Here is an 11,180-nt window from a genome sequence, read left to right on the forward strand (position 1 = left end):
CTTCCTGGTGCTGGCCTCTCCAGGGGCGGTCAAGCTGGCCGGTGTGCCGCCCAGCTGGGCCGTGCTCTGGCTGCTGCCCTGGGCCCTGGTGGATGGTCCCCTGTCCGGGGCGTTCGCCGGGCTGGGCCTGGGGTTGATGCTGGATGCGCTCGTGCTCGGCGAGGTCACCCAGATCCCCGCCCTGATCCTGCTGGGCTGGTGGTGGGGACGGCTCGGCCGCAAGGGCCCCCCGATCGAGCGCAGCTTCAGCCTCGGTCTGCTGGCCCTGCTGGGCACGGCCCTGGTGGGGGCCACGGTGCTGCTGCAACAGCTCTGGCGCGGCCAGCTCGGTGAGGGGGCGCTTCACACCCTGTGCGCCCAGACTCTCCTCACCGCTCTGCTGGCGCCGATGCTGTGTTCCCTGCAGCTGCTGCTCTGGCGTCAGCAGGCACCGGGCTTGCGCAGTTGACTGACGCTGCGCCATGACGTGATGGGGAGGAAGCCGATGGGCGTCACGCGCCGACAACTGCTGTGGCTGCTGCTGGCCGGCGGCGGCTCCGCTGCCCTGGGGGCCTGCGGTGGCGGACGCCGCGGCGCCGATGGGCGGCGGGAGCTGAACGTCTGGACCCTCGATCTGGCCCCGAAGTTCAACGACTACATCGGCGGTGTGATCGACGCCTGGGAGCGCCAGCATCCCCAGGTGCGGGTGCGCTGGACCGATGTGCCCTGGGCCTCGGTGGAGCGCAAGCTGCTGGCGGCGGTGTTTGCCCGCACCGCCCCGGATCTCGTCAACCTCAACCCCCCCTTTGCCGCCAACCTGGCCAGCAAGGGAGGGCTGCTCGACCTGACCCCGGAGCTGCCGGAGGGAGCCGCCCAGCGCTACCTGCCGGGCATCTGGGCGGCAGGCCGCCAGGGCACCGACCAGTTCGCCATCCCCTGGTACCTCACCGCCAGGATCACCATGGCCAACCGCCAGCTGCTGCAGCGCGCCGGCTACGCCGCTCCGCCGTCGCGCTGGGAGGAGGTGCCGGCCTATGCCGAGGCGGTCCGTCGCCGCACCGGTCGCTACGCGCTGTTCATGACGGTGGTGCCCGACGACTCGGCCGAACTGCTGGAGTCGTTCGTGCAGATGGGGGTGCGGCTCCTGGACGACCGCCAGCGGGCCGCCTTCGACAGCCCTGCGGGTCGCCGGGCCTTCGCGTTCTGGACCGATCTCTACCGCCGCGGTCTGCTGCCCCGGGAGGTGGTGAGCCAGGGCTACCGGCGGGCGATCGAGCTGTACCAGTCCGGTGATCTGGCCCAGGTCGCCACCGGGCCGGATTTCCTGCGCAACCTGCAGACCAATGCCCCCGGCGTGGCCTCCCGGACCGCGCCCTACCCCCCGCTGACCGGTGCTGACGGAGCCGCCAACGTGGCGGTGATGAACCTGGTGGTGCCGAGGCAGAGCGCCATGGCCGCCGAGGCCGTGAGCTTCGGCCTGTTCCTCACCGATGCGGCCAACCAGTACCGTTTCGCCGACCAGGCCCGGGTGCTGCCCTCGTCCCGGGAAGCCCTGCAGCGCCTGCAGACCAGCCTGCGCCGGGGGGGCGAGCGCAGCCCCGCTGAGCAGCTGGTGGAGGACGCCCGCCTGCTGTCGGCCACCACCCTGGAGCGGGCACAGGTGCTGGTGCCGGCCATCCCGGGCATCAAGCGGCTCCAGGCGATTCTGTACACCCAGCTCCAGCGGGCCATGCTCGCTCAGGTCGACAGCGATGCGGCCCTGACCCAGGCCCGCCGCGAGTGGGACCGCTACGCCGCCGCCCGCTGGCCCTGAGCGACCCCGACCGGGGCGCCGTTAGCAGGGTCGCGCCGATCCCGCTGTTTCTTCAGAAATGCTTAAATCCGGCCAGATCGGCCCGCCAGGCGTCGATCCGGGGGATGACCCCAGGCCGGGCCGAGGGGTAAGGTTGCGTTTCTTCATCCCTGCGGCGCCTCGCCCATGCCCTCTGCGGACATGCCGACCACGCCCGCGGAGCCCAAGGCCACCCTGCTCGTCGTTGACGACGAGTCCGCCGTCAGACGGGTGCTGCTGATGCGGCTCCAGCTGGCCGGCTATCGGGTCATCTGCGCGGAGGACGGCGAGGAGGCGCTCAGCCTCTTCCACCAGGAACAGCCCGACCTGGTGGTGCTGGATGTGATGCTGCCCAAGCTTGATGGCTTCGCGGTCTGCCGCAGGCTGCGGGCCGAATCCTGCGTGCCGATCATCTTCCTCTCGGCCCTCGACGCCATCGCCGAGCGTGTGTCCGGCCTGGACCTCGGTGCCGACGACTACCTGCCCAAGCCCTTCAGCCCCAAGGAGCTGGAGGCCCGCATCGCCACGATCCTGCGCCGCGTCGGTCGCGGCTCGGCGGCCACGGAGCCCCGGGAACAGTCCAGTGGCAGCGGTGTGCTGCGGGTGGGTGATCTGGTGGTGGACACCAACCGCCGTCAGGTGACCCGCGAAGGCGAGCGCATCGCCCTGACCTACACCGAATTCAGCCTGCTCGAACTGCTCTTCCGCGAGCCCGGCCGGGTGGTGCCCCGCGCCGAGATTCTCGAGCAGCTGTGGGGGTACCCGCCCCGGCGGGCCGCCGATCTGCGGGTCGTCGATGTGTACGTCGCCCGGCTGCGCGGCAAGCTCGAGCCCGACCCCCGCAACCCCGAGCTGATCCTCACCGTGCGGGGCACCGGCTATGCCTCCCAGCGGATGGGAGACGGAGGGATGACCGCCGCCGGCTGACCCCGCTCCTGCAGGATGGCCCGCAGCTGAGATCCCCTCCCCCGTGTCGGAGCTGCGCGAGACCCGCCTGGAGAAAGCCCGGACCCTCGCCAGCCTGGGCCAGGGTCCCTATGCGCTGCGCTTCGAGCCGACCCATCGCACCGCCGACCTCCAGGTCGACCATGCCGACCTGGCCAATGGCCAGGAACGGGACGTGGCCGTGGCCGTCGCCGGCCGGGTGATGACCCGGCGGGTGATGGGCAAGCTCGCCTTCTTCACCCTGGCCGATGAAAGCGGTCCGATCCAGCTGTTCATCGAAAAGGCCACCCTCGCCTCGGCCATGCCGGAAGACCCCGAGGCCTTCGCCCACATCACCTCCCTGGTGGACGCGGGCGATCTGATCGGTGTGCACGGCAGTCTTCGCCGCACCGACCGGGGTGAACTCTCGGTGAAGGTGAAGGGCTGGACGATGCTGAGCAAGAGCCTGCAGCCCCTGCCGGACAAGTGGCACGGCCTGGCCGACGTGGAGAAGCGCTACCGCCAGCGCTACCTCGATCTGATCGTCTCGCCCCACACCCGTGAGACCTTCCGGCGCCGTGCCCTGGCGGTGAGTGCCATGCGCCGCTGGCTGGATGAGCGGGGATTCCTCGAGATCGAGACGCCGGTGCTGCAGAGCCAGCCGGGCGGTGCCGATGCCCGGCCCTTCGAGACCCACCACAACGCTCTGGATCTGCCCCTCACCCTGCGCATCGCCACCGAGCTCCATCTCAAGCGCCTGGTGGTGGGTGGGTTCGAGCGGGTGTACGAGCTGGGGCGCATCTTCCGCAACGAGGGGGTGAGCACGCGCCACAACCCCGAGTTCACCTCGGTGGAGGTCTACCAGGCCTATGCCGACTACACCGACATGATGGACCTCACCGAGCAGCTGATCGCCCACGTCTGTCAGCAGGTCTGCGGTGCCACCCGGATCACCTACCAGGGCACCGAGATCGACCTGACGCCGCCCTGGCGGCGGGCCACCATGCACCAACTGGTGCAGGACGCGAGCGGGCTCGACTTCACCGGCTTCGCGAGCCGGGAAGACGCCGCCGCCGCCATGGAGGCCCGCGGCCTCGCCGTGCCTGAACTGGCCGATTCGGTGGGGCGGCTGCTGGTGGAGGCCTTCGAGCAGTGCGTCGAGGGCCAGCTGATCCAGCCCACCTTCGTGATCGACTATCCGGTGGAGAACTCCCCCCTGGCCCGGGCCCATCGCAGCAAGCCCGGCATGGTGGAGCGCTTCGAGCTGTTCATCGTCGGTCGCGAGACCGCCAATGCCTTCAGTGAACTGATCGACCCGGTCGACCAGCGGCAGCGTCTCGAGGCCCAGCAGGCGCGCAAGGCTGCCGGGGATCTCGAGGCCCAGGCGGTCGATGAGGACTTTCTCCATGCGCTGGAGGTGGGGATGCCTCCGACGGGGGGTCTGGGGATCGGCATCGATCGGCTGGTGATGCTGCTCACCGACAGCGCCTCGATCCGCGACGTGATCGCCTTCCCCCTGCTGCGGCCTGACCAGAAGGCCGAGGTCCCGGCCTGCTGAGCTGTCGCCCCCCAGGCCGCGACCGGCCGGCAGGGCCGGCCCCGAGGGGCACAATGAGATAATGGGTTCGGTAGGCAATCTCCCCCACCGGGGGCAGCGATTCCATGAGTGGCGAGCGCGTCGGTTTCCGCTTCCAGCACGCAGATGCGGTTGTGAAGCGCAACCCCCAGGGGCGCTCCAGGCGCGGCTGGGTGATGGAGCCGGTGGAGCAGACCACCAGCCGGGGCACCAAGATGCCGGCCTACCGCATCCGCTGGCGCGACAGTGAACGCCCCGAGATCGTCCTGCAGCACATGCTGATCGCCGACCCGGATCCCACGCCTCCCCCCGAGGGCGTGAGCCTGGTGCCGCCGGCACCGAAGAAATGACGGCTGCGGAAGAGCTGAGGGCGGTCCGCTGCCACCCGGCTGCCACCCCGGCTGATCGGTCCGCCACTTACCCCTCCACCTGCACCACCGACCGGGCTCAGCTCCATCCGCGCCATCGGTAGACCAGCAGCCCCAGGTGCTCCTTGAGCATCACCGTGCTCAGGTGGAGCGCCTCCGCATTCGGCGCCAGGTCCAGCAGGGTGCTGCCCAGGGTGGCGCGCCCGTAGTTTGCACGGCTGGGCAGCTGGTAGTCGGCCGGCACCGGGATCACCTCCAGCCCACTCCGCTGCCGGAACGTCGCCAGGGAGCGGGGCATGTGGAAGGCACTGGTGACCAGGAACACCCGCTGCCAGCCCCGGCGCCGGGCCAGCGCGCCGATGTCGCGTGCCTCCTCGGCGGTGGTCCGGGAGCGGTCATTCAGCACGAGGCGATCCGCCGGCACGCCCAGTTCCAGGGCGAGATCGCGGGCCCAGTGCGCCTCCGGTGGGGCAGGGTCGCCCGCGGTGAAGCTCACCCGGCCGCCGCTGGCCACCAGGATCGGCGTCTTCCCCTGGCGCAGCAGGCGGACGCCGGTGAGCAGGCGGTCGCCCCCTTCGCCCACTTCCACCGCCGTGCGTGGCGCCAGGGGGGGGCGCAGGCCTCCACCGAGGACCACCACCGCATCGGCGCTGGGAAGGGAGCGGGGGGCCAGGCTGGCGCTGTGCTCCTCCAGCCCCCAGATCAGCTGGCGGGCGGTCAACGGCATCGCGAAGAGCCAGATCAGGCCGATCCCCGCCCAGCCCAGGCCGCGGGCCCAGCGGCGGTTTCCTCCGGCCTGACCCCCCAGCAGCACCAGCAGCCCGAGGCCGAGGGGGTAGAGCGCAAGCGGCAGCAGCTTCGTGAGCAGGAATCCCATGGCGGTCGCGGCCCCGGGGCCTTTCAGCCCTGACGGCGGCGCAGCTCTTCGAGCTCCTGCTGGGCTTCGAAGGCGGCCCAGTCACGCTCGAGGCTGGGCCCATCGCCCGCGCGGCTCCGGGCCTGGCGGCTGGCGAGGCCGAGGAGCTCCTGCTCCACCGCGGCGAACCGTTGCCCCAGCGCCTCCAGCTCCTGCCAGCGTCGGCGTCCCTGCTGCATCAGCTCCCCCACATGCTGCTCGGCCCGCTCGGCCAGGTCGCTGGCGCCGGCGTCGCGGGCCTTGTCGGTGCGCTCCTGCCACTGGCGGATCTGGCTGGCCAGCTGCAGCAGGCCCTGCCGCTGCCGCTCCGCCTGCTGCTGCAGGCCCCGTCGCTGGGAGCGCAGGTGGGCCTGCCGGTCGCGATCCTCCTGATCCCGCAGCAGGGCCTCCTGGTCGGGGTTGGCGGCGAGGAAGGTCTCCAGTTCCCGCTCCAGCCGGGCTTCCAGGTCGTCGAGCCAGCTCACGGACCTGCAGCTCCTCCGGTCGGATCACCGGCCGGGCTGGTGATCAGCGGGGCCTCGATTTCCTCCTGCAGCGGGGTGATCGCCGCTTCGCGGGACCGCAGCAGCAGCTGGGTCAGGCGGGCGACGGCCCCCTCCCCCAGCTGCTGATCGCCGATGCGGTCGAAGGCCTGGCGGTACAGGTCCTCGAGCTCGGCGATCAGTCCCTCCCGCATGCGGCGCATTGCCGCCCGCTGCTCCTCCCGGCCCATGCTCAGCCCTCCCGTACACGGCCATCCTGCACAACGCCATCCTGCTCCAGCAGATGGAGGGAGAGATCCCCCGCCGGATCACTCCAGCGGCATCGGGGTCGCCAACCGGCCGCGGCGGCCAGGGCGGTGAAGGCCTCCGGGGTGTACTTCAGGCTGTATTCGGTGATCAGCTGCTCGCCGGGCTCGAAGGTCCAGCTCCGGCCCGCCAGCCGGACCCGTTGGCGCCTCCGGCTGATCAGGGCCATGGCGATGCGGCTGTGCTCGGCCTCCCAGCGGGCCTGGTACTCGAAGGCGCTCGGATCGAAATCGCCGTCCAGGTCGCGGTTGAGGCGCACCAGCAGGTTGCGGGCGAAGGCCGCCGAGACTCCCGCCGCGTCGTCGTAGGCCGCCTCCAGGCGGGCCGCGGGTTTGGGCTGGTCGATGCCGATCAGCAGCCGGCTGCCCGGGCCCAGCAGCCTGGCGAACTGTCCCAGCAGCCTCCTGGCCTCCGCCGGCGTGAAGTTGCCCAGCGAGCTGCCCGGGTAGAAGCCCAGCAGCCGCTGGCCGGCGAGCAGGGGATGGTCGGGGAGCCGCTGCAGACGGCTGTAGTCGCAGCAGATGCCCAGCACCGGCACGGACGGATGTTCGGCCTGCAGTTCGGCGCAGGCGGCGGCCAGGTGGTCCGCGCTGATGTCCAGGGGCACGTAGGCCGGCGGCTGAAGGGCCCGCAGCAGGGGGGCCACCTTGCGGGCGCTGCCGGCGCCGAACTCCACCAGCACCCCCTTCCCGAGGCTGGCGGCCAGCTCAGGCGCCCGCTGCTCCAGCAGGGCCGTCTCCACCCGGGTGAGGGTGTATTCCGGCTGGGCGCAGATGGCCTCGAACAGCCGGGAGCCCTGGGCGTCGTAGAGCAGCCAGGCCGGCAGCTGCCGGGGGCGCTGTTCCATGCCGTCCGTCACGAGTGCCGCCATGTCGGCGGTCTCGGGGTGCAGGTCGATCAGGGGGCAGGTCCTCATCGGCGATCCTGGGCCAGCCGCAGGCCCGCCGCCATCCAGCGGCAGGCGGGCGGATAGAAGTTGCGGTAGGAGCTGCGGGCGTGGCCGGCCGGGGTGAGGAAACAGCTGCCGCGCAGCACCATCTGGGAGCTCATGAACTTGCCGTTGTATTCCCCCACGGCTCCGGGTGCTGCCCGGAAGCCCGGATAGGGACGGTAGGGGCTGGCGGTCCACTGCCACAGCAGGCCGTGGGCCCGGGGCAGGTGCAGCGCCAGCACCTCCCACTCCGCTTCCGTCGGCAGGCGGGCGCCGGCCCAGCGGGCGTAGGCATCGGCTTCGAACCAGCTCAGATGCCGCACCGGGGCTTCCGGATGGCGCTTCACCGGCCCGGCGAGGCTGAATTCGAGGTTGTCCCGCCAGTAACGCGGCGTCCGCCAGCCGCGGGAGGTGGCCACGGCCCAGCCCTCACTCATCCACAGGTCGGGGCGGTCGTAACCGCCGTCGGCGATGAAGGCGGCGTAGTCGGCGTTGCTCACCAGCCGAGCGGCGATGGCGAAGGGCTCGAGCCACTGGCGATGGCGCGGGGCCTCGTTGTCGAAGTGGAACCCCCCACCGGCGTGGCCGACCCTCACCAGCCCACCGGGGTGCTCCAGCCAGGTGGGCTGGTGACGGTCGGAGCCGCGCCAGGCCGTCTCGAAGGCCCGCTCAGGCCCGGGCCCGTAGGGAGGCTCGAGCGGATTGCGGCTGAAGCCGTCCAGCAGATCCATCAGCAGCAGTTCCTGGTGCTGCTGCTCGTGCTGCAGGCCGAGCTCCACCAGCTCCAGCACAGGGGGATGCCGCTCCTCCGTCCAGGCCTCCAGCTGCTGCAGCAGCAGCTCCAGGGCCGCATCCACCCGGTGGCGCCAGTCCAGCACCGCGGCGATGGAGGGGCGGCTGAGCAGACCCCGCTGGGGACGCGGATGGCGAGCGCCGATCGCGTCGTAGTAGCTGTTGAACAGAAAGCCCCAGCGGGGGTCCGCCGGCTCGAACGCCAGGTCCTGACCTCTCTCCAGCTGGGGCCGCAGCACGAAGGTCTCGAAGAACCACGTCGTGTGGCCCAGGTGCCATTTGGGCGGACTCGCATCGGCCATGCCCTGCAGACAGAGGTCCTCGGGCTCCAGCGGTTCGATCAGGGCCAGACTCTGCTGGCGAACCTGGCGGAGCCGGGCCTGCAGGCCACTGGTCATGGGATGGCCGGGGTCAGGCCTGACCATAGGGAGCTTGCCTACGATCCCGCCACGCGGTTTTCACGCCATGGGCGGCATCACTGAGGGGTTCGTTGGAGCGGTGGGCCACACCCCGTTGATCCGCCTGCAGGCGCTCAGCGCGCTGACGGGTTGCGAGATCCTCGGCAAGGCGGAGTTCATGAACCCGGGAGGATCCGTCAAGGACCGGGCGGCCCTGGGCATTCTTCTGGAGGCGGAGCAGGAGGGATCGCTGCAGCCCGGCGGCACGGTGGTCGAGGGCACGGCCGGCAACACGGGCATCGGCCTCACCCACCTGTGCAATGCCCGGGGGTATCGGGCCCTGATCGTCATCCCCGACACCCAGTCCGCCGAGAAGATCGGCCTGCTGCGCAGCCTCGGGGCGGAGGTGCGCACCGTGCCGGCGGTGCCGTACCGCGATCCCAACAACTACGTGAAGCTCTCCGGCCGCATCGCAGCCGAGACCCCGGGAGCGGTGTGGGCGAACCAGTTCGACAACCTCGCGAACCGTCGGGCCCACTACGCGAGCACCGGGCCCGAGATCTGGGAGCAGACCGCGGGCAAGGTGGATGCCTGGGTGGCGGCCACCGGGACCGGCGGCACCTACGCCGGTGTCGCCCTCTACCTCAAGGAACGCAACCCCAGGGTGCGGTGCGTGCTCGCCGATCCCCACGGCAGCGCCCTCTACAGCTGGGCCCGCACGGGGGAGCTCAGCAGTGAGGGCAGCTCCATCACCGAGGGGATCGGCAACAGCCGGGTCACGGCCAACCTGCAGGGAGCCCCGGTGGACGACGCCGTCCGCATCGACGACCAGTCGGCCCTCGAGACCATCTACAGCCTCCTCTGGCGGGAGGGGCTCTTCCTCGGGGGCTCCGTCGGCATCAACGTCGCGGCGGCGGTGGAAACGGCCAGGCGGCTGGGCCCCGGTCACACGGTCGTCACCGTGCTCTGTGACAGCGGCGACCGTTACAGGTCCCGGCTCTACGACCGGGACTGGCTGGCAGGCAAGGGCCTGCGCCAACCTGAGCGCACCCTGGTCCCGGCAGGTTGATGGCCTCCGATTCCGTTGCCGCTGCCCAGCCGGGCCAGATCATCGGCGAGCGCTACCGGCTGGAACAGTGCCTCAGCGAGGGCAGCCAGGGGAGCCTGTGGCGCGCCAGGGACCAGCTGGCGGGCGATGCTCCCGTGGCCTTGCGTCGACTCGGACCTGAGCTGGATCAGGGGCGGGCGCTCGAACTCTGGGGCCGGCTGCAGGGCGTGCTGCACCCCCAGGTGCCCCGGCTGGGGGGCAGCCTGCGTGCCGACGCTGCCCTCTGGCTCGTGCGCGAGTGGCAGGGCGGCCGCACCTACCAGGAGATCGTCGAGGTCCGGGGGGAACGCCAGATGGTGTTCGGGCCCGGGGAGGTGCTGCTGCTGCTGCGGCAGCTGCTGCCGGTCCTGGCCGTGCTGCACGGCCAGGACCTTGTGCACGGGGACCTCTGCCCGGCCAATCTGCTGCGCCGGGACAGCGACGGGCTGCCGGTGCTGCTCGACTACGGCCTCGTGGTGGGTGGCGTGGCCGCCACCCCCGGGTTTGCCCCACCGGAGCTCGCCCAGACGCGCCGCCCCCTGCCGTGGATGGATCTCCACGCCCTCGGGGTGACAGCCCTGGTGCTGCTGAGCGGCGATCCCCCTGCCCGGTTGCTGGACCCCGTCACCCTGAGCTGGCGCTGGCCGGCCGCGCTGGCCAGCGAACCCGATCTGCACCGCACCCTGCAGCGCCTGCTCAGCCGTGAGCCGGAGCAGCGATTCGCCTCGGCGACCCAGGCCCTGGCGGCCTTCCAGGCCCTGCCGATGCCGGAGAGCACCGGCCCCGTTCCCCGCGCCGACCGCACCGTGGTGCTGGTGCCACCGCCGGTGACGGCCGCCGCGGCGACCCCGGCTCCCGCGCAGCCGGTCCCGCCGGCCCCCCAGCCAGAGCTCCCCCCGCTCCATGCCACCGTGCCCGCCAGGACGGGGCGCAGCCGGGGCGAGGAGCGCGATGAGGCCGCCGAGGGGGGCATCTGGCCGGTGGTGATGGCCCTGGTGCTCTCTGCCGTGGTCGGTACGGCCCTGGGCTGGTGGTGGCTCAGCCGTGGCAAGCAGGCGGCCCCCTCCACACCGGATGCCGCCCTGCAGCTGCCGAGCAGCCTGCCGCCGGCCGAGGTGGATCAGCGCCAGCAGCTGCTCAACCGGCTGCGGGCGATGCAGGTGGACCGCTCCTGGTTCCTCAAGCTGGTGGACGCGAGCCTGCTCGCCCAGTTCCCGGAGCGCGGCGGCCGCCTCCCCAGCGACTCCCTCGAGGACGCCCCGCTGCGGAAGGTGTGGAACGAGCTGGCCGAGGAGTGGCTGGCCCGGGTGGAACAGCTGCCGCTGGAGATCCGTCGCCGACTGGGCAGCTACAGCAACGGCGACTGGGAACGTCGCCAGGCCGATCTGGTCAAGCAGGGTCTCAGCCCCGAAGTGCTGCGCCAGCTCGTTTCGGGCAGCGCCCAGAACTTCCTGCCGGGCCGCTCCGGCGCCGCCGTCCCGGCCGAACCCTTCCGCCAGCTCTGGTATGCCGCCGCTGAGCAGATCCTGGCCAGCGTTCAGATCGAGCCGATCCGCGCCGAGCCCCTGCAGACCCAGGTGATCTCGGCCT

At 71.6% G+C, this 11,180-nt stretch carries 12 protein-coding genes; 7 read left to right on the forward strand and 5 right to left on the reverse strand.

The genetic code is table 11. From position 1 onward, the window contains the following. From ACLD7X_RS14590 to ACLD7X_RS14610, 5 genes are all read left to right on the forward strand, one after another. Window positions 1-448 (forward strand): hypothetical protein (locus ACLD7X_RS14590; RefSeq protein ID WP_411424383.1); only part of this gene is annotated, 448 nt, incomplete at its 5' end. A gap of 36 nt (window positions 449-484) precedes the next feature. After that, window positions 485-1,792, forward strand: coding sequence for an ABC transporter substrate-binding protein (locus tag ACLD7X_RS14595; protein WP_411424384.1), 1,308 nt, complete (start codon window positions 485-487; stop codon window positions 1,790-1,792). A 180-nt stretch (window positions 1,793-1,972) separates the two neighbouring features. Then, a complete protein-coding gene (gene rpaB, locus ACLD7X_RS14600) occupies window positions 1,973-2,737 on the forward strand; it encodes a response regulator transcription factor RpaB (protein ID WP_411424385.1) in 765 nt (254 codons plus the stop codon). A gap of 43 nt (window positions 2,738-2,780) precedes the next feature. Then, window positions 2,781-4,292: a lysine--tRNA ligase gene (gene lysS, locus ACLD7X_RS14605; protein WP_411424386.1), complete on the forward strand. Its 1,512-nt coding sequence runs from the start codon at window positions 2,781-2,783 to the stop codon at window positions 4,290-4,292. Window positions 4,293-4,396: 104 nt separating this feature from the next. After that, complete coding sequence (locus tag ACLD7X_RS14610; protein ID WP_035832975.1) at window positions 4,397-4,660, forward strand: hypothetical protein; 264 nt, start codon at window positions 4,397-4,399, stop codon at window positions 4,658-4,660. 97 nt (window positions 4,661-4,757) lie between these two features. On the opposite strand, the gene ACLD7X_RS14615 is transcribed toward ACLD7X_RS14610, so the two are convergent. From ACLD7X_RS14615 to egtB, 5 genes are read right to left on the reverse strand one after another with little or no spacing between them, the layout of a single operon-like run. Further along, window positions 4,758-5,555, reverse strand: a complete 798-nt coding sequence (locus ACLD7X_RS14615; protein WP_411424388.1) for a YdcF family protein — start codon at window positions 5,553-5,555, stop codon at window positions 4,758-4,760. Between the two features lie 23 nt (window positions 5,556-5,578). Beyond that, window positions 5,579-6,058, reverse strand: a complete 480-nt coding sequence (locus ACLD7X_RS14620; RefSeq protein WP_411424389.1) for a hercynine metabolism protein — start codon at window positions 6,056-6,058, stop codon at window positions 5,579-5,581. Beyond that, a complete protein-coding gene (locus tag ACLD7X_RS14625; protein ID WP_411424390.1) occupies window positions 6,055-6,306 on the reverse strand; it encodes a hercynine metabolism small protein in 252 nt (83 codons plus the stop codon). Before ACLD7X_RS14625 ends, ACLD7X_RS14620 begins: the two co-directional genes overlap by 4 nt. Window positions 6,307-6,308: 2 nt before the next feature. After that, complete coding sequence (egtD, locus tag ACLD7X_RS14630; protein WP_411424391.1) at window positions 6,309-7,298, reverse strand: L-histidine N(alpha)-methyltransferase; 990 nt, start codon at window positions 7,296-7,298, stop codon at window positions 6,309-6,311. Continuing rightward, window positions 7,295-8,503 carry an ergothioneine biosynthesis protein EgtB gene (gene egtB, locus ACLD7X_RS14635; RefSeq protein ID WP_412006951.1) on the reverse strand — a complete coding sequence of 403 codons (1,209 nt, stop codon included), beginning with the start codon at window positions 8,501-8,503 and terminating at the stop codon, window positions 7,295-7,297. Before egtB ends, egtD begins: the two co-directional genes overlap by 4 nt. A gap of 67 nt (window positions 8,504-8,570) precedes the next feature. Between egtB and ACLD7X_RS14640 the strand changes: the two genes are divergently transcribed. After that, entirely contained in the window at window positions 8,571-9,572 is a 1,002-nt protein-coding gene (locus ACLD7X_RS14640) for a cysteine synthase A (protein WP_411424393.1), read from the forward strand. Further along, window positions 9,572-11,180 (forward strand): serine/threonine protein kinase (locus ACLD7X_RS14645; protein ID WP_411424394.1); only part of this gene is annotated, 1,609 nt, incomplete at its 3' end. The genes ACLD7X_RS14640 and ACLD7X_RS14645, both read left to right, overlap by 1 nt.

The organism is Aphanothece microscopica RSMan92, from assembly GCF_046613545.2.
Taxonomy (GTDB): Bacteria; Cyanobacteriota; Cyanobacteriia; order PCC-6307; family Cyanobiaceae; genus NIES-981.